The 18,941-nt window shown below is 63.7% G+C and carries 15 protein-coding genes; 9 read left to right on the top strand and 6 right to left on the bottom strand.

Going from position 1 to position 18,941, the window contains the following annotated elements:
• Window positions 1-106: 106 nt before the first annotated feature.
• Window positions 107-1,288, top strand: coding sequence for an MFS transporter (locus AC1RZR_RS07115; protein ID WP_477269040.1), 1,182 nt, complete (start codon window positions 107-109; stop codon window positions 1,286-1,288).
• A 65-nt stretch (window positions 1,289-1,353) separates the two neighbouring features.
• Window positions 1,354-2,388, top strand: coding sequence for an aldo/keto reductase (locus tag AC1RZR_RS07110; RefSeq protein WP_477269039.1), 1,035 nt, complete (start codon window positions 1,354-1,356; stop codon window positions 2,386-2,388).
• Window positions 2,389-2,469: 81 nt separating this feature from the next.
• On the opposite strand, the gene AC1RZR_RS07105 is transcribed toward AC1RZR_RS07110, so the two are convergent.
• The gene (locus AC1RZR_RS07105; RefSeq protein WP_111548407.1) at window positions 2,470-2,742 is read right to left on the bottom strand and encodes an usg protein; all 273 of its coding nucleotides are present in this window, start codon (window positions 2,740-2,742) and stop codon (window positions 2,470-2,472) included.
• A gap of 304 nt (window positions 2,743-3,046) precedes the next feature.
• Here AC1RZR_RS07105 and acs point away from each other — a divergent pair, with 304 nt between their 5' ends.
• Together acs and AC1RZR_RS07095 are read left to right on the top strand one after the other, a co-directional pair.
• Window positions 3,047-5,002, top strand: a complete 1,956-nt coding sequence (acs, locus tag AC1RZR_RS07100) for an acetate--CoA ligase (protein WP_481828084.1) — start codon at window positions 3,047-3,049, stop codon at window positions 5,000-5,002.
• Window positions 5,002-5,751 (top strand): MOSC domain-containing protein, encoded by a 750-nt coding sequence (locus AC1RZR_RS07095; RefSeq protein WP_477269037.1) that lies wholly within the window; start codon window positions 5,002-5,004, stop codon window positions 5,749-5,751. Before acs ends, AC1RZR_RS07095 begins: the two co-directional genes overlap by 1 nt.
• On the opposite strand, the gene AC1RZR_RS07090 is transcribed toward AC1RZR_RS07095, so the two are convergent.
• The 3 genes from AC1RZR_RS07090 to AC1RZR_RS07080 form a co-directional block, all read right to left on the bottom strand.
• Window positions 5,752-7,020: a class I SAM-dependent methyltransferase gene (locus AC1RZR_RS07090; RefSeq protein ID WP_481828083.1), complete on the bottom strand. Its 1,269-nt coding sequence runs from the start codon at window positions 7,018-7,020 to the stop codon at window positions 5,752-5,754.
• Window positions 7,021-7,384: 364 nt separating this feature from the next.
• Entirely contained in the window at window positions 7,385-8,746 is a 1,362-nt protein-coding gene (locus AC1RZR_RS07085; RefSeq protein WP_481828082.1) for a pilus assembly protein TadG-related protein, read from the bottom strand.
• A gap of 303 nt (window positions 8,747-9,049) precedes the next feature.
• On the bottom strand, window positions 9,050-9,919 hold the full coding sequence (locus AC1RZR_RS07080; protein ID WP_481828081.1) for a transglutaminase-like domain-containing protein: 870 nt from the start codon (window positions 9,917-9,919) through the stop codon (window positions 9,050-9,052).
• A gap of 166 nt (window positions 9,920-10,085) precedes the next feature.
• Here AC1RZR_RS07080 and AC1RZR_RS07075 point away from each other — a divergent pair, with 166 nt between their 5' ends.
• On the top strand, window positions 10,086-10,757 hold the full coding sequence (locus tag AC1RZR_RS07075; RefSeq protein WP_481828080.1) for an HAD family hydrolase: 672 nt from the start codon (window positions 10,086-10,088) through the stop codon (window positions 10,755-10,757).
• Window positions 10,758-10,870: 113 nt separating this feature from the next.
• Here AC1RZR_RS07075 and AC1RZR_RS07070 read toward each other — a convergent pair whose 3' ends face one another.
• Window positions 10,871-11,092: a DUF1674 domain-containing protein gene (locus AC1RZR_RS07070; protein WP_477269032.1), complete on the bottom strand. Its 222-nt coding sequence runs from the start codon at window positions 11,090-11,092 to the stop codon at window positions 10,871-10,873.
• A 105-nt stretch (window positions 11,093-11,197) separates the two neighbouring features.
• Between AC1RZR_RS07070 and htpX the strand changes: the two genes are divergently transcribed.
• From htpX to purH, 4 genes are all read left to right on the top strand, one after another.
• Window positions 11,198-12,214 carry a zinc metalloprotease HtpX gene (gene htpX / locus AC1RZR_RS07065; RefSeq protein WP_481828079.1) on the top strand — a complete coding sequence of 339 codons (1,017 nt, stop codon included), beginning with the start codon at window positions 11,198-11,200 and terminating at the stop codon, window positions 12,212-12,214.
• Complete coding sequence (locus AC1RZR_RS07060) at window positions 12,211-13,599, top strand: RsmB/NOP family class I SAM-dependent RNA methyltransferase (RefSeq protein ID WP_481828078.1); 1,389 nt, start codon at window positions 12,211-12,213, stop codon at window positions 13,597-13,599. Before htpX ends, AC1RZR_RS07060 begins: the two co-directional genes overlap by 4 nt.
• A gap of 148 nt (window positions 13,600-13,747) precedes the next feature.
• Window positions 13,748-15,472: a heparinase II/III family protein gene (locus AC1RZR_RS07055; protein WP_481828077.1), complete on the top strand. Its 1,725-nt coding sequence runs from the start codon at window positions 13,748-13,750 to the stop codon at window positions 15,470-15,472.
• A 155-nt stretch (window positions 15,473-15,627) separates the two neighbouring features.
• A complete protein-coding gene (purH, locus tag AC1RZR_RS07050; RefSeq protein ID WP_477269028.1) occupies window positions 15,628-17,244 on the top strand; it encodes a bifunctional phosphoribosylaminoimidazolecarboxamide formyltransferase/IMP cyclohydrolase in 1,617 nt (538 codons plus the stop codon).
• A 152-nt stretch (window positions 17,245-17,396) separates the two neighbouring features.
• On the opposite strand, the gene AC1RZR_RS07045 is transcribed toward purH, so the two are convergent.
• On the bottom strand, window positions 17,397-18,773 hold the full coding sequence (locus AC1RZR_RS07045) for an MFS transporter (RefSeq protein WP_481828076.1): 1,377 nt from the start codon (window positions 18,771-18,773) through the stop codon (window positions 17,397-17,399).
• Window positions 18,774-18,941: the final 168 nt, after the last annotated feature.

Below are 18,941 nucleotides of genomic sequence, written 5' to 3'. Positions count from 1 at the left end.
TCACAGAAAATGTGCCTAAGGCAAGTCTGGTTCACAATGCATTGCGACACGATCTTTCGGGTCGGGGCGCGGGACGACGCTCTTCGTCATCGAAGTGGAAATCGCCATGCCTCTTGCTCTTTACGCGCTCGCCGCCGGTGCCTTCGGCATTGGCGTCACCGAATTCGTCATCATGGGTCTGCTGCTCGATGTCAGCAAGGATCTCGGCGTTTCGATCTCGGCCGCCGGCCAGCTCATTTCGGGCTATGCGCTCGGCGTCGTCATCGGCGCGCCCCTGCTGACCATCGCCACCGGCAACTGGCCGCGCAAGACCGTGCTTCTGGCACTGATGTCGATCTTCACGCTGGGCAATCTCGCCTGTGCGCTGGCGCCCGACTATTGGACGCTGATGGGCGCCCGCATCATCACCGCCTTTGCCCATGGCACCTTCTTCGGCGTCGGCTCGGTGGTTGCCACCGGCCTGGTCGCGCCCAACAGGAAGGCTTCGGCGATTGCGCTGATGTTCACCGGCCTGACCATCGCCAACATCCTCGGCGTGCCCTTCGGCACCTGGCTCGGCCAGGCCTTTGGCTGGCGGGCGACCTTCTGGGCGGTAACCGTGGTTGGCCTGGCGGCCTTCGCCATCATCTTGGCTCTGGTGCCAAGCAGCCAGACAGCGCCTGAGAAAAGCGACCTGCGCGCCGATCTCGCCGTACTGCGCCGCACGCCCGTCCTGCTCGGCCTCGCCACTACCGTGCTCGGCTATGCCGGCGTCTTCGCCGTCTTCACCTACATCGCCCCGTTGCTGACCGAGATCAGCGGCTTCAAGGAGGCGGCAGTATCGCCGATCCTGCTCGTCTTCGGCGGCGGTCTCATCGCCGGCAACCTTGCCGGCGGCAAGGTCGCCGATCGCTGGCTGGTGCCGGCCGTTCTGGGCAGCCTCGTGGTGCTGGCCCTGGTGCTCGCCACCATGACCTTTGCCATCCACAGCCAGGTGATGGCCGTCATCTATGTCGGCCTGCTCGGTGCCGCCGCCTTCGCCACAGTGGCGCCGCTGCAGATGTGGGTGCTGGAAAAGGCGCAAGGTGCGGGCCAGAGCCTCGCCTCGTCCTTCAACATCGCCGCCTTCAACCTCGGTAATGCGGCAGGTGCCTGGCTTGGCGGCGCGGTGATTGCCCATGGCCTTGGCCTCGGCGCGCTCACCTGGGTCGCCGCCCTGCTGCCGCTTGCCGCACTCGCCGTGGCGGGACTGGCACTGCGTCTCGATCGCACCCCTGCGCTCGGCGCGCCTGCCTCCGTACGGCTGTGACATCAGCCGGCAAAACCGGATCGCTCTTCGACATCCCTCTTTCCACATCATCAGGAGCCAAGAAAATGGACTATCGACATCTCGGCGCATCGGGCCTGAAAGTGCCCGCACTCTCATTTGGCGCGGGAACCTTTGGTGGCTCCGGCCCGCTGTTCGGCGCCTGGGGCAACAGCGACGCCAGGGAAGCACGGCGGCTGATCGACATTTGCCTTGAGGCCGGCGTCAACCTTTTCGACACCGCCGACGTCTATTCGAACGGCGCGTCGGAAGAAGTGCTTGGCGAAGCGATAAAAGGCCGCCGCGATGCCGTGCTGATCTCGACCAAGACCTCGCTGCCGATGGGCGACGGCCCGGCCGACTACGGCTCGTCGCGTTCGCGGCTGATCAAATCGGTGGACGATGCGTTGAGGCGGCTCGGCACCGATTACATCGACCTGCTGCAGCTGCATGCCTTCGATGCCGGCACGCCGATCGGGGAGGTTCTGTCGACGTTGGACGGGCTCATGCGCGCCGGCAAGCTGCGTTATGTCGGCGTCTCCAACTTTTCCGGCTGGCAAGTGATGAAGTCGCTGGCGGAGGCCGACAAGCACGGTTATCCGCGCTATGTCGCGCATCAGGTTTACTATTCACTGGTCGGCCGCGATTATGAGTGGGAGCTGATGCCGCTCGGCCTCGACCAGGGCGTCGGCGCGCTGGTGTGGAGCCCACTCGGCTGGGGCCGCCTGACAGGCAAGATCCGCCGTGGAGCAAAGCTGCCGGAAAAGAGCCGGCTGCACGACACCGCCAGCTTCGGCCCGCCAGTCGAGGACGAGCATCTCTACCGGGTCATGGATGCCCTTGACGCGGTGGCCGAAGAAACCGGCAAGACGGTGCCACAGATCGCCATCAACTGGCTGCTGCAGCGCCCGACTGTGTCGTCGGTCATCATCGGCGCGCGCAACGAGGAGCAGCTGCGCCAGAATCTCGGCGCCATCGGCTGGACCTTGACGCCGGAGCAGATCAGCAAACTCGACGCGGCAAGCGAAGTCACCGCGCCCTACCCATATTTCCCTTATCGCCGCCAGGAAGGTTTCGCCCGGCTGAACCCGCCGGCTGTCTAAGCGTCGCGACACATCAACCGTTCGGAATCAGGGTGTGCGGAGATTCAGGTCAGGCCGCCCTGACCTGAAGATCGGCACGCCCTAGTGAAGCACGAACTCGCCATCGACCTTGCGCCATTCGTTCGGCGCGATCAGCTTCTGGTGCGTGTAAACAACCGAATGCAGCGGCCCGTCGAGCCTGGTCTTCCAGAATTCGATGAAACGGATCAGCACCGGAAATTCCGGAGCCAGGTCATAATCCTGCCAGATGTAGCTCTGCAGCAGATGCGGATGGTCGGGAAAATGATAGAGAATCTTGGCCGTGGTCAGGCCGTAGCCCTTGAGCATCAGGTCCATTTCGGAATGGTCACGCATCGCGGTCCCCAGGTTGAGTCTCCTTGCCTCCCAACGTCAGAGTGTGCGCGCCGTTGCTTAACTGTCTATTGATTTTTTCTTATCGCAAACGAGTTTTCCGCGCGAAAACATGCGGTTAGCAGCGACCTTGGCCGAGTGCTGACAGCTCCGTGCTGGCCCCCTGCGGCATCCCGCCACGCAAACCCAACGTCTAATATTGCCGTCACGACGGAACTGGTAATAATGCCGCCGAATTCGCGGCCGCTTCGCCGCGATCCCGCCGGCGTTTCAAGCCGGCGGATTGGTTCGGGAGGAAAGTGAAGAAATGTCAGAGGTTCATGTCCATCGCGTCCAGCCGGCGTGGAAGAAAAACGCGCTGATCGACAATGACACCTACCTGAAATGGTATGCCGACAGCGTCAAGAATCCGGACAAGTTCTGGGGCAAGCACGGCAAGCGCATCGACTGGTTCAAACCCTTCAGCAAGGTCAAGAACACCTCCTTTGACGGCAAGGTCTCGATCAAGTGGTTCGAGGACGGGCTGACCAACGTTTCCTACAACTGCATCGACCGGCACCTGAAGAAGCGAGGTGACCAGACCGCCATCATCTGGGAAGGCGACAATCCCTACGACGACAAGAAGATCACCTACAACGAGCTTTACGAGCATGTCTGCCGGCTCGCCAATGTGATGAAGAAGCACGGCGTCAAGAAGGGCGACCGCGTCACCATCTACATGCCGATGATCCCCGAAGCCGCCTACGCGATGCTCGCCTGTACGCGCATCGGCGCCATCCACTCGATCGTCTTCGGCGGCTTCTCGCCGGACGCGCTGGCCGGCCGCATCGACGACTGCAAGTCGACCTTCGTCATCACCGCCGACGAGGGCCTGCGTGGCGGCAAGCCGATCCCGTTGAAGGACAACACCGACAAGGCGATCGAGATCGCCGCCAAGGCCGGAACGAAAGTCGAAAAGGTGGTGGTCGTGCGCCGCACCGGCGGCAAGACCGGCTGGGTGGCAGGCCGCGACGTCTGGTATCACGACGAAGTCGCGACGGTGAAGGCCGAATGCAAGCCGGAGAAGATGAAGGCGGAGGATCCGCTGTTCATCCTCTACACCTCGGGCTCGACCGGCAAGCCGAAGGGCGTCCTCCACACCACCGCCGGCTATCTCGTCTATGCCTCGATGACGCACCAATATGTCTTCGATTACCATGATGGCGACATTTACTGGTGCACCGCCGATGTCGGTTGGGTCACTGGCCACAGCTACATCGTCTACGGGCCGCTCGCCAACGGCGCCACCACTCTGATGTTCGAAGGCGTGCCGAACTATCCGTCGCAGTCGCGCTTCTGGGAAGTCATCGACAAGCACAAGGTCAACATCTTCTACACCGCGCCGACGGCTTTGCGCGCGCTGATGGGCGCCGGCGATGCGCATGTCACCAAAACATCGCGCAAGTCGCTGCGCGTGCTGGGCTCGGTCGGCGAGCCGATCAACCCGGAAGCGTGGGAGTGGTACTTCAACGTCGTCGGCAACGGCAAGGTTCCGATCGTCGACACCTGGTGGCAGACCGAGACCGGCGGCATCCTGATCACGCCGTTGCCCGGCGCCACCGACCTCAAGGCGGGTTCGGCGACGCGGCCCTTCTTCGGCATCAAGCCGCAACTGGTCGACGGCGAAGGCAAGGTGCTGGAGGGTGCGGCCGACGGCAACCTCTGCATCACCGATTCCTGGCCTGGCCAGATGCGCACCGTCTATGGCGACCATGACCGTTTCATCCAGACCTATTTCTCGACCTACAAGGGCAAGTACTTCACCGGCGACGGCTGCCGCCGCGACGCCGATGGTTACTACTGGATCACCGGCCGCGTCGACGACGTCATCAACGTCTCCGGCCATCGCATGGGCACGGCCGAAGTCGAATCCGCGCTGGTCAGCCACGACAAGGTTTCGGAGGCCGCCGTCGTCGGCTACCCCCACGACATCAAGGGCCAGGGCATCTACTGCTATGTCACGCTGATGGCCGGCGAACAGGCGAGCGAGGAGTTGCGCAAGGAACTCGTCGCCCATGTCCGCAAGGAGATCGGCGCCATCGCTTCGCCCGACAAGCTCCAGTTCGCGCCCGGCCTGCCGAAGACACGCTCGGGCAAGATCATGCGCCGCATCCTGCGCAAGATCGCCGAGGACGATTTTTCGGCCCTCGGCGACACCTCGACGCTGGCCGATCCGGCCGTCGTCGAAGACCTGATCGCCAACCGGCAGAACAAGAAAAGCTGATGCAATCAACTGTCGCGGTCGGTTCGGTCACCGAGCTTTGGCGCTATCCGGCGAGTTCGCTCGCCGGCGAACGCCTCGACGCGATTTCGGTGGATCAGCAAAGCATCGACGGCGACCGCATGTTCGGTCTCGTTGATGTCTCCGACAACGAAATAGCGCGGCCGGACCGCGACGTGAAATGGCACAAGGTGCCGCACATCAAGACCCGGTTGTCGCCAACCCGCGAACTGGAGGTTGCCATCCCGGATGGCGACTGGCTGCCGGCACCCGGCGCCGAAAGCGATCGCGCCGTGTCCGCTTATCTCGGCTTCGCGGCCTCGATCCGGCCGTTTCGGAGGGAAAACGCGGCGCCCGGCTATTCAGGGCCGTTGACCGCCGAGCGTTACCGCAAGGCCCCGATCCACCTGCTGACAACGGCTTCGCTGGCACGGTTGAAGGCATTGCACCCAGATGGTATCGCCGACCCGCGCCGCTTCCGCCCCAACATCGTCGTCGACATGGCAGCGATCGAAGGCTCGTTTCCTGAAACGGAATGGATCGGCCGCAAGCTGGCGATCGGCGACCTGCTCCTGACCATCTCCGAGCCATGCCGCCGCTGCGGCTTCACCATCATCGCCCAGGATGGTTTCGACCACGACCCCGCCATCCTGCGCAATCTGGTCCGCCACAACGCGCACAATCTCGGCGTCTACTGCACGGTCGACCAGCCCGCCCGCGTCGAAATCGGCGCAGCGATGCGATTCGTCTGATCACCCGTACAGATCCGCCCGCGTCGGCGGCAGGCCGCTCGGTCCGCGCGCCCGTCTGGTGACGACAGTCTGGAAAATCTGCGCCGAGGCGCGTTCGAAGGTGATCGAACAGCCCGTCAGGTAAAGCAGCCACAACCGCGCCTTGGCTTCGCCGACCTCGGCAATCGCCTCGTCGAAGCGGGCATGCAGGCCTTCCGCCCACAGCCTGCAGGTACGGGCATAGTGCTCGCGCAGGTTTTCGACATCATAGACGAGGAAGCCATGCGCTTCGAAATTGCCGAGCGTCATGCCGATCGTGTCGAGTTCACCGCCGGGGAAGATGTATTTGATCAGCGCCTTGTATTCCGGTCCCTTGCGCAGGGTTTTCTTGATGTCGCCCTTGCTGCGCCTGGTGATGGCGTGGTGCAGATAGATGCCGCCCGGTTTCAGCAACCGGTGGATGGTGGAGAAGTAGGCGGCATGGTTGGCGAGCCCCAGATGCTCGAACATGCCGATCGACGATATCTTGTCGAAGCTACCGGTAAGCTCGGCGTAGGATTTTATCTCGATGGTGATCCTGTCCTCCAGTCCCTCGGCGCGAATGCGCTCCCGGGCGAGTTTCGTCTGGGCTTCCGACAGCGAGACACCGTGGCCGACGACGCCATAGTTCTTCACGGCATGGATCAGCATCGCTCCCCAGCCGCAGCCGATGTCGAGCAGTCTTTCGCCGGGCTTCAGCCGCAGCTTGCGGCAGATATGGTCGAGCTTGTCGATTTGCGCCTGATCAATGCCGTTGGCGAAATCCTTGAAGTAGCCGCAGCTGTAGACCATGCGCTCGTCAAGGAAGAGCCTATAGAAGGCGTTCGAGATGTCATAGTGATGCTGGATCGCTTCCTGGCTCGAACCGCTGACGAAGGGATTGCGCCCTGAAAGGTCGGTCCGCGCCGTCATCTGCTTCCTTGAAAACAGCACGGCAGGCAGGTCACGCAGGATCGCCAGCTTGGGCAATGCCTTGAGTTTCGACCTGAGCTTGCCTTGCGAAGGCAGGGCGTAGAAATCAAACAGCGATCCGTCTTCGACATCGACCGCCTTGGAAATCCACATCTCGATCAGCGTCGAAAATGAAGGGCGGCGAACCATCTGCCAGACAATGTCCGCGTCGTTGACGGTAAGCACAGGGCCGGTGGCCGGGCCAATCCGCTCGCCGGTCCAGAGCTTGACGGCAAAGCCCGGCTTCAGTGTCTCAACTACCGTCCGAACGATTCGCGCGGCCTTGTCGGTGGCGTCCATGCTCCCTCCCGAAGCCAGGGCAACAATGTTGTCCGTTTGCCCCTGGACTGCAAGCCGCCCGTCTGGCTGGCCTGACTGAAAAGACACACCGCCGGCTTTTTGGGAGTGATGCCTTGCCATTTGCCAAATCAGACCCCATCATCTCTGTGTTGTTCAACAAATCGAAAGGAGGTGATCCGATGTCGAGTGATTTCGTTTTCCAGAACGTGGCCTCAGCGGATTGCACTTTCGGGAAGCAGTCTTCCCGTTAAGGCGCGAGATGCGCGGCGGGTGACCTGACAGGTCGCCGCCATTGGCCGCGCCACGGACGGAAACACGGAAGGCCGCCGGCTTCGAAAGAAGCGGCGGCCTTTTCCTTTTGGGCCTATTTGGTCAGCGCCAGGGTTTCGATGTTGCGGGCAATGGTCTGAAAAGCGTTGTCGAGTTCCGCACCGGTGGCTGCTTTGTAGAAATGCTTGATCGAACCGCTGTCGGCGCTGGCACAGTCCTTCAGGGTCGCTTCGGCATTGGCTTCATTCAGATCGAAGCCGATCGTGAAGATTTCGATGCCCTTGCCTCGCATGGCGGCACAGAGCTTCTTTGCAGCTGTGCGGGTCGGTTCCTTGCCGGCGTCATTGTAGACCTCGTCAACGCTGCTGGCGTCGAAATAGGACAGGTTGAATTCGCCATCGGTCATCAGGATCGCATATTTGGCGACTCGCTTCGGGTCCATCCTGGCCGGCCGCTCGGAGGCTTTCATCACGCTGCCCCAGTTCTCCGAGAGCATGTACCAGGTCCATTGCACGCCGATATGACCGGCGGTGCCGCCCGATGCGACAAAATCCTTGATGACGTTCTTGAGTGCGTCGGCGTTGGCCGTCAACGGCACGAGCCCGGCGGCCGGGCAAGGGGCGGTACGGCTGTTTGCGGCAAAGGTCGACAACAGATAGTCGCGATTGACCATGCTGGAACCGGGGCCTGCGTCAGAATATTGATCGGCACCCTTGCGTTCGGTGGCGCAATTGTCCGGACGCACTGATGCCGAAGCAGGCTGCGCGCTGGTGTTGCCGGGCGCCTGCTTGCGCTGGCTGGCATCGGTTTCAACATAGATGCTGCTGGCGGCAAGCGCCCCTGTATTGACCGAATTGGCGTAGGGCACGATGGAAACGCGCACCCTTGGCCTGGTCGGATCCTGTTTGCCCAGGAAACTGTCCACCGCATTGCTCGCGGCCGCCTTCAGATCCTTGATCTTCTGACCTGCCATGGATCCGGTCACATCGAGCATCATTGCCACTTCGATGTTCCTGTCCGAATAGAGTGCCGTTGTGGAAGCGGTGACGCGTTTCATGTCACCCATGCTGAAGATCGGGAAATACAGGGCGACATCGACATGGGCGTCCGCCTGGACCGTGTTGGCGGTCCTGTCGACAATCAGCCTGTCCATGACGATCTGGTTGGCCTGCAGGATGCCCGCCTGGCTGTTGGCGTCGAGAAAGACCTGCACCGATTTGTTGGCATCGGCCTCCCTGGTGACACCGGTCGACAGGTCGCGTGCCGTCGACGTCACCGCGGCGTCAACCACGCCCTGCAGGCTCGATCTGGCATTGTAGAGCTGCGATACGTTGACGGAAAAGCCAACGGTCAGCGCCAGGACCGAGGCGGTAAGGCCGAACAGGACTGCGAAATTTCCACCGCGATGTCTGGCGAAAGCGCCGACCGCGTGAACAAGGCCCCCGTAATTCCGCATCCTATTGCCTCCACTCGCCTCGGCCTCGTCGCCGCGGGAAGGGCAATGCAGGATTCCAGCCGGATGACGCCTGGCACCGGGCAGACGACCAGCCATTCGCCAACAACCCGTTGTTTTTGTTTGGTTTCGAGCTGCGTGAAGGTGAATGACTGGTAAACAGAAAAACACTTTTGCGACTTTGTTTACGAGCCGCTTACCATGATCGGAGCAAAGGATTCCGCAAAGCCCGATGACGTCCTGTTGCGCTACAGGGCTTCTGTGCCGAAGCGGACCAGTTGTCCCGCAGTGCGCGAAGCGGCCGGACTAGGCCAGCATCTGCGCGCTGACCGTCCTGTCGATGCCGTGATAGGGCGGATTGAACAGATTGCCTTCCTGTTCGTAGGTCCACACCTTGAACAGGCTGAGCCGATGCGGGCCGAAACTGTGCAGCAACGGCACGTCGGTGGCGTCGCGGCCGCGCGCGATCACGACGCGGCCAATTCTTGGCGTGTTGTGGCGGGGATCGAATGTGTACCATTTGCCGTCGAGGAACACTTCCAGCCACGCCGAGAAATCCATCGGCGCCGGATCGACCGGCACGCCGATGTCGCCGAGATAGCCGTTCACGTAGCGCGCCGGAATGTTCATGCAGCGGCAGAGCGTGATCGCCAGATGGGCGAAGTCGCGGCACACGCCGACGCGCTCCTCATGCGCCTGTGCCGCAGTGCGGGTCGACCGCGCATAGCCATAGCCGAAGGACAGCCGGTTGTGGACATAGTCGACGATCGCTTGCGCCCGCGCCCAACCCGAGGGGAGATGGCCGAAAAGCTGCCACGCCAGCCCGCTCAGATGATCGGTCTCGCAATAGCGGCTGCCGAGGAGATAACCGAGCACTTCGTCGGGCAGTTCCGGCACCGGCACTTCCCTGGCCAGCGTGTTGACCGCATCGGTCTCGCCGCTGTCCTCGACGACCGCATCATATAGGATACGAAAGCCGCCGGCGGGCGCGGTGAAGCGGCGGCAGGCATTGCCATGCAGATCGTGGTAGAGCCTTGTCGGCACGGCGGGCGATGTCAGCACCCGCGTCTGCCGCTTGATGTCGGCCTGCCTGTCACTGTGGATCTCAAGCAGTGAAATCACCGGGGTGGCCGCGGTGCATTCAATGGCGATTTCGTAGCCGAGCCGGATCAGCATCGCAGTCCCCCTTCGAACGTCGTGGAAAACAGTTTTGCTCAAACGCGGAAGGAAGGGGCGAAGTTCCCTGGGGCCATCGAAAAGGTGGCGCTTGCGCCTTCCCATAAAGACGCCGCGACGTTAGGTTCGGCGATCGCCAGAAGCGCTCCCCGACTCAAGGAAAACCATGTTCGCAGGCAAGAAATTCGCTGCCTTCCTCTTCGATATGGACGGCACGCTGCTCAATTCGACCGCCGCCGCGGAGCGCGTCTGGAGCAATTGGGCGATGGGGCACGGCCTCGACGTGGCGGCTTTCCTGCCAACCATGCATGGCAGGCGGGCCATCGAGACCGTCCGCAGGCTGGCACTTCCCGGGGTCGACCCACAGCACGAGGCGAACGAGATTACACGGGCCGAGATCGCCGATGTCGAAGGGATCAATGCCATCGCCGGCGCCGCGCCGTTCTTGAGTGCGCTGCCGCCGGATCGCTGGGCCATCGTGACATCATCGCCGCGCGCGCTTGCGCTGGTGCGGATCGCAGCGGCGGGCATCCCGCGTCCGGCGACAATGGTCACGGCGGAAGACGTGGTTCACGGCAAGCCTGCCCCCGACTGCTTCCTGTTGGCGGCCGAACGGCTTGGCTTCGACGCCCACGACTGCGTGGTTTTCGAGGACGCAACGCCGGGCATCCAGGCTGGCGAGGCGGCCGGCGCCACGGTGGTGGTCGTCACAGCGACGCATCAGCACAAGATGGAAACGCCGCACGCCACCATTCTTGACTATGACAACCTGACGGCGGTCACCGACGCGCAGGGCCGGCTGGGTCTGGAGCGAACACAAAGCGCGGCGGCGTCCTGATGCATGTCGCCCAAAAGTGCACAGCGGTTTTGGAAGGAAATGCATAAAGCAAAGACCTGAAGCGCGTCGCCTGATCCCGTTCGAACGCTACGCGCTTCAGACCCTGGCAACGGCTAGAAATCGCTGGTCAGGCCCTTGACCTCCCAGTCGCCATAGCGGCCGGGCTCCTTGCCGCCACGGCCGCCGACTTCCTTCGGCGCCGCGGCTTCCTTCTCCAGATATTTCACGCGTCTTGCTTCGGCTTCCGCGAGCGCACGGCTGGCTTCCGGCGTCAACACCTTTGGCTGGACGTCATCGCCAAGCTCGGCATTGGTTTTACTGGTTTCATCGTTCATGCGATATTTCCGGCGGATTGAAACGGGGACTGGCATTTCCCATCATATAGCGATGAGCCCACAGGGATCGACCCCCCTTCACGATCAGTTGGACAGGAGCAGACGATGAACACACTTCGCACCGCCATGCTTCTTGCCGCAATGACGGCGCTGTTCATGGGCGTCGGCTTTTTGATCGGCGGAACCGGCGGCATGATGATCGCCCTGCTGATTGCGGCCGGCACCAATCTGTTCAGCTACTGGAACGCCGACAAGATGGTGCTGTCGATGAACCGCGCCGTCGAGGTCGACGAAAAGAACGCGCCCGAATATTACGCCATCGTTCAGTCACTGGCCCAACAGGCCGGCCTGCCGATGCCGAAGACCTATCTGATCGACAATCCGCAGCCGAACGCCTTCGCCACCGGCCGCAACCCGCAGAACGCCGCCGTTGCCGCCTCCACCGGCCTGCTACAGCGGCTGAGCCATGAGGAAGTCGCCGCGGTGATGGCCCACGAACTCGCCCATGTGCAGCATCGCGACACGCTGACCATGACGATCGTCGCCACCTTTGCCGGCGCCATCTCGATGCTTGGCAATTTCGCCTTCTTCCTCGGCGGCAATCGCAACAACAATCCGTTTGGCTTTGTCGGCGTGCTGGCGGCGATGATCGTCGCGCCCTTCGCGGCGATGGTCGTGCAGATGGCGGTCAGCCGCACCCGCGAATACGAGGCCGACCGGCGCGGCGCCGAAATCTGTGGACACCCGCTCTGGCTGGCGTCGGCCCTTGACAAGATCGCCCGCGGCGCCGAACGCATTCCCAACCCCGATGCCGAGCGCAATCCCGCGATGGCGCATCTCTTCATCATCAATCCTCTTTCCGGCGAGCGCATGGACAGTCTGTTTTCCACCCACCCCAGCACCGAGAACCGCATCGCCGCCCTGCAAGCGATGGCGCGCGAGATGGAAAGCGGCGGCACAGGGGTTGCACCACGCCAGGCGCCGATGCCGCAGGCAGACGAACAGCGGCCATCGGGCCCGTGGGACCAGTCAGCACGGCCCGAGCAGCCGGCAGAACCGGCCAAGCCGAAGCCCGGTCCGTGGGGGCGCAATCCGACCGGGCCCAAAGGCCGGTGGTCGTGAGCGTGTCGGACAGAGGACCTCGGCGCACCGTTTCAGGCGATCAGGAACACAAGAACGGCGGCGACTTCGTTGCCGGTCTCGCCGCCCGCAAGGCGGCGGCGCGCCTGCTTGCCGCCGTCATCGACGCCAGGACGCCGCTCGACGGACTGACCGACCACGAGAACGGCCACCCGCAATACAAGGCGCTCGACCTGCGCGACCGTAGCCTGGTCCGCGCCATCCTGGTTACAGCGCTGCGCTATCGTATGACCATCACGGGGCTGCTCGCCCGCCGGCTCGAGAAGCCGCTGCCGCCCAACGCCACCGCGCTGTCGCACATATTGCATGTCGCGGCCGCACAGATCCTGTTCCTCGACATTCCCGACAGCGCCGCCGTCGACCTGGCCGTGACCCACGCCAAGTCCGATCCGCGCACGCTGCGCTTTTCCGGCTTGGTCAATGGCGTGCTGCGCACCCTGGCGCGCGCCAAGGAAACGGAGCTGCCTGCTGCCCTTGCCGCCACCGACGAAGCGCCGAAATGGTTCTCCGATCGGCTGAAAACCGCCTATGGATCCGAGCAGGCCAGGCTGATCCTCGCCGCCCATCGGCACGAGGCGCCAGTCGATTTCTCGGTCAAGACCGACCCAAAGCTGTGGGCCGAAAAGCTCGGCGGCATCGTCCTGCCGACCGGCACAATTCGGGTGGAGAAGCTTGCCAATGCCGTCATCGAATTGCCCGGCTTCACCGAGGGCGCCTGGTGGGTCCAGGACGCCGCGGCCAGCCTGCCGGCGCGGCTGTTCGGCGATGTCAGAGGCTTGCGCGTCGCCGATCTCTGCGCCGCCCCCGGCGGCAAGACCGCTCAGTTGATTCTCGCTGGCGCCAACGTCACCGCCGTCGACACCTCGAAGAACCGGCTGGCGCGGCTGACGCAAAACCTTGAACGTCTCGGCCTGTCGGCCGACATCGTCCAGGCCGACCTGCTCAAATACCAGCCGGAAGAGCTGTTCGACGCCGTGCTCCTCGACGCCCCCTGCTCGTCGACCGGCACGGTGCGGCGGCATCCCGACGTGCCGTGGACAAAGACGGCGGCCGACGTCGAGAAGCTGGCCGACCTGCAACGGAGGTTGCTCGCCCGCGCCGTCACGCTGGTAAAACCCGGCGGCAGGATCGTCTTTTCCAACTGCTCGCTCGACCCGCTCGAGGGCGAAGACCTCTATAGCGCCTTTCTGGCCGGCACAGCGGGAGTAGCCAACGATCCGCTGCGACAAGGCGAGATCGCCGGCATCGATCCATTCCTGACGCCGCAGGGCATGCTGCGCACCACGCCCGCCGATATGGACCTCGGCGCGCCGGAACGCTCGGGTCTCGATGGCTTCTTCGCCGCGCGCATGCGTAGAGCCGGCTAAGGATTTTAACCGACCGGATTTACTGACTTTTTCAGGGAGAGTCGGGAGCAAAACCGGGTGAGCCGGGGCCGTCCGATGGAATTCGCCTTCGCACGAGTCATGCAATCATGTAAACTTGCGCCGGGGTAGAGGACGATCAGGAGGGGTTTTGGCACTCGCTGCCAGCAGCACGACGCGTCTATGGACGCTTGTCGCGAGGGAGTTCTGGCGCAAAACGCGCCGGCGCCTGCGTGCCGGGCCGATCTATCGCTGGCGCTATTCCGGACGCACGCCGGAACGTGTGCTGATCGCACCGCCGGACCTGCGCCTCGCCGACCCGCAAATCGCGCTCGAGATCTACTATGGCCGCTATCCCTTGTCGGGGCATCTGGTCGAGACCGGCGGCAAGTCGCCTTTCCAGATCAACGTGCCCAACCATGGCTGGCAGAAGACGCTGCATGGCTTTCGCTGGCTGCGCCACATGCGGGCCGCCGGCACTGAGCTCGCCGCCGCCAACGCCCGCGCCCTGGTCTCCGACTGGCTCGCCATGCACGGCAGCCATATTTCCGGTATCGCCTGGGAGTCCGGAACCACAGCCAAGCGCATCATCGCCTGGCTGCAGCACTCCTCTGTCGTGCTGCAGGGCGCCGAGTTCCCCTTCTACCGCGCCTTCCTGAAATCGCTCGCCATCCAGATCCGCTACCTCAGGTCGATGGCGCGCGAAATGCCTGACGGCAAGGACAGGCTGCGCGCCCGCATCGCGCTCGCCTTCGCCGCCCTGTCGCTGCCGGCGCCAGCATCAGCGCTGCGCGGCGCGACCCGCAACCTTGCAGACGAACTCGACCGCCAGATCCTTGCCGACGGCGGTCACATTTCGCGCAATCCGATGGCCGTCCTGGAAATCCTCGCCGACCTTTTGCCGCTGCGCCAGACCTATGCCAACCAGGCGGAAACGCCGCCGCAGGCCCTCATCGGCGCCATCGACCGCATGCTGCCGGCGCTGCGCTTCTTCCGCCACCAGGACGGCAGCCTCGCCCGCTTCAACGGCATGGGCGCCACCATCCATGACCGCATCGCCACCATCCTGCGTCACGACGATACCGCCGGCGCGCCGCTGCTGCATGCGCCGCATTCCGGCTATGAGCGCCTGTCGATGGGCGGCGCTACGATTATCGCCGACACCGGCCTGCCGCCGCCGATCGACGTGTCCAACGCCGCACATGCCAGCTGCCTGGCCTTCGAACTGTCGTCCGGCCGCCAGCATTACATCGTCAACGCCGGCATCGACACCTACGGCGCCGCCGAGTTCCGGCCGCTGGCGCGCGCCACCGCGGCGCACTCGACCGCCACCATCAACGACACCTCGTCGGCGCGTTTCAGCCATTCGCTGCGCGTCAACGACCTCCTCGGCTCGCCGCTGATCGGCGGCCCGCAGCAGGTGCAGTGCAAGCGCACCGACCAGAAGGGCGCTCAGGGTTTTATCGCCCGCCATGACGGCTATGTCCCGCGCTTCGGCTTCCTGCATGAGCGCGAGCTGAGTTTGTCGGCGAACGGCAACGTGCTGGCCGGCAGGGACCGCTTCCTGCGGCCCGGCAATGCGGAAATCCGCAACAACGGCCGCGACTTCGTCACCATACGCTTCCACGTCCATCCCGACATCAACCTGCTACAGGACGAGCACGATCGACTGGTCCTGGCCGGCGATCAGGCCGACACCTGGGTGTTCACCTCCAGCGAAGTGGTGCCGGAGGTCGAGGAATCGATCTATTTCGCCGGTCTTGGCGGCCCGCGCCGCAGCCGCCAGATCGTGCTTGCCTTCAAGGCCTCTGAAGTCGCCGAAGTCCACTGGCAGCTGACGCGTACCAGCATCGCCGGTTACCCGGAAAACAACTGACCGTATCTGCCTCGAGCATGAGGCCGAAAGTTACAGACTTTTCGGAACATCATGCGGCAAAACAAAGAGCCAACCAGCGCTTCCGGTTTGATTTCCCGATGTCATGTGCTACGGCGCGGGCATCCACCACACCAGCCGTGAAAGGCCGCCAGCCCATGGCCGTCGCCGCCAAGAACATTCCCGCACCAGACCTCGTTGCCGTGCGTCGCGCCCTGCTCTCGGTCTTCGACAAGACCGGCCTGATCGATTTCGCCAGGGCGTTGGCCTCGGCCGGCGTCGAGCTGGTCTCGACCGGCGGCACGGCAAAGGCGATAGCCGAGGCAGGCCTCGCGGTGCGCGACGTCTCCGAGCTCACCGGTTTTCCCGAGATCATGGATGGCCGCGTCAAGACCTTGCATCCGGCGGTGCATGGCGCGCTGCTCGGCGTGCGCGACGACCCGGAGCATTCGGCTGCGATGCGCAAATACGGCATCGAGCCGATCGATCTGGTCGTCTCCAATCTCTATCCGTTCGAGGAAGTCCGCCGCTCCGGCGCCGACTATGCCGCGATCGTCGAGAACATCGACATTGGCGGCCCGGCGATGATCCGCGCCTCGGCCAAGAACCATGCCTATGTCGCCATCGTCACCGACCCCGGCGACTACGCCTCGGTGCTGAACGCGCTGGAGATGAACATCGGCTCGCTGTCGCTGGATTTCCGCAAGAAGCTGGCGGCCAAGGCCTTTGCCCGCACCGCCAGCTATGACGCCGCGATCTCCGGCTGGTTCGCCGAGGCGCTCGAGATCGAACATCCGACATGGCGCGCCTTTGGCGGCAGGCTGGTCGAGGTGATGCGCTACGGCGAGAACCCGCACCAGAGCGCCGGCTTCTACGTCAATGGCGACAAGCGGCCGGGCGTCGCCACGGCGCGCCAGCTGCAAGGCAAGCAGCTGTCCTACAACAACATCAACGACACCGACGCCGCTTTCGAACTGGTCGGCGAATTCGATCCCGGTCGCTCGGCCGCGGTCGCCATCATCAAGCACGCCAACCCGTGCGGCGTCGCCGAAGGCACTTCGCTGAAGGCAGCCTACGCCAAGGCGCTCGCCTGCGATCCCGTCTCGGCCTTCGGCGGCATCGTCGCTGTGAATCGCATCCTCGATGCCGAGGCCGCGGAGGAGATCGTCAAGACCTTTACCGAAGTGATCATCGCGCCCGACGCGACTGACGAGGCAGCGGCAATCGTCGCGGCGAAGAAAAACCTGCGTCTCTTGGTCACCGGCGGCCTGCCGGACCCGCGCACGCTTGGCACGTCGGTCAAATCCGTCGCCGGTGGCATGCTCGTCCAAGGCAGGGACAATGCCGTGGTCGACGACCTCGAGCTGAAGGTGGTGACCAAGCGCGCACCGACACCGGCCGAAATGGCCGACCTCAAATTCGCCTTCCGCATCGCCAAGCACGTCAAGTCCAACGCCATCGTCTACGTCAGGGATGGCGCCACCGTCGGCATCGGGGCCGGCCAGATGAGCCGCGTCGATTCCTCACGCATCGCCGCCCGCAAGGCGCTCGACGCGGCCGAGGCTGCAGGCCTTGCCGAACCGCTGACCAGGGGTTCGGTCGTCGCCTCCGACGCCTTCTTCCCCTTCGCCGACGGATTGCTGGCGGCGATCGGAGCCGGCGCCACCGCCGTCATCCAGCCCGGCGGCTCGATGAACGACAAGGACGTCATCGCCGCCGCCGACGAACACGGCATCGCCATGGTGTTTACCGGCGTGAGACACTTCCGGCATTAGCTCCGGCATAGAGGCGTTCCGAGAATTCGCTCCGCTGAGTCGGATGGCGTGGGTTTCGAGAACCGGAGCGGAGCGGACATTCAAGTCCGTGAGCACCGGAAGCGCAGAAAACCGCGTCAGGCGGCCAGCGGAGTAGAATTATCGAACGTCTCTCACTCCACCGGCTGGTCCGCCGGATAGGGCGTCCTGATCAGGATCGCCATTCCGATGGCCAGGAACAGGATGATCACGGCCATGCCGAGCCGCGCCGAGTCGCTGACGGCGGTGATGGTCGCCACCATGAACGGCGCCAGGAAACTGGTCGCCCGTCCGGCCAGCGCGTAGATGCCGAAATAGCGGCCGGATTCTGCCGCCGTGACGCTGCGCGCCATGTAGGAGCGTGACGACGCCTGCACCGGCCCGAAGGCCAGGCCGATCAACAGGCCATACATGATGTAGGCCTTTTCGGCGGCCGTGCCGAACAGGCCGCCTGAATCGACGGTCGAAAGCTGTATCAGGCCGAGCAACGTGAAGCCCGGACCAGTCGAAACGACGCCGATCGTGGCGATCGACAGCATCACCAGCGCAATCATCACCACCGCCTTCGAGCCGAGCGCGGTGTCGAGGCGCGCCGCGACCCAGCAGCCGAAGATGGCGACGACATTGAGGATGATGCCGAACATGCCGATCTCGGTGATCGACCAGTGGAACATCGCCGCCGCAAAGGTTCCGCCCAGCGCCAGCAGCGCGTTGACGCCATCCTGATAGATCATGCGGGCGACGAGGAAGCGGAAGATGCCGCCACGCTGGCGCACCTCGGCCAGCGTCGATTTCAGTTCCGACAGGCCTTCGCGCACCGCCGGCCCGATCGGAATTCCCTTGATCGCATCCGGCGTGAAGAAGAACATCGGCAGGATGAACAGGAAGTACCAGCCCGCCGACAGCGGCCCCGTTGCCCGCGCGTCCTCGCCGAGCTTCGGGTCGAGCCCGAACAGCGGGTCGATGCCGATGATCGTCTTGCCGGTCTCCGGCGAGCCGGCCAGGCAGGTAACGACGAAGATCAGCGCGATCATGCCGCCGAGATAGCCGAGGCCCCAGGCAATGTTGGAAATCCGGCCGATTTCGCTTTTCGGCACCAGCCGCGGCATCATCGAATCGTTGAACACGGTCGAGAATTCCGCCGCCACCGACGCCAGCGAGAACAAGGCCACGATGAGGAACAGGTTCGAGCCGGGGGCGGCGAACCACAACAGGCAAAGGCTGGTGATCTTGATCGCGGCGAAAAACGCGATCCATGGTTTGCGCGGTCCGGTTTGATCGGCGATCGAGCCGAGGATCGGCGACAGCACGGCGATGACCAGCCCTGCAGCGGCGATGCCATAGCCCCAGACCGCCTGGCCGGTATTGGGATCGCTCGCCATGCGCGAAACGAAATAGGGGCCGAAGATGAAGGTGGTGACGACGGTGAAGAACGGCTGCGCCGCCCAGTCGAAGAACATCCATCCCCAGATGCCGCGCCCAGACGCACGCTGCACTGTTACCTCGGTCATGTCCCCTCCCAGCATCCGCGCGGCGCATCGCGCGCCATGTCTGCATGTTTTTCATGACGGCGCAAACGAACAAGCATGGCGCCGCCCCTCATTGCCGTTGGCTTCCTCGCCCCGGCGAAGCCGAGACGGAGGCGGGGAAATGCGCCGTCCCATGGTTCAGGTAATCGT

The sequence above is a fragment of the Mesorhizobium bavaricum genome (assembly GCF_056781655.1).
This window is presented reverse-complemented; position numbering and strand designations above follow the sequence as displayed.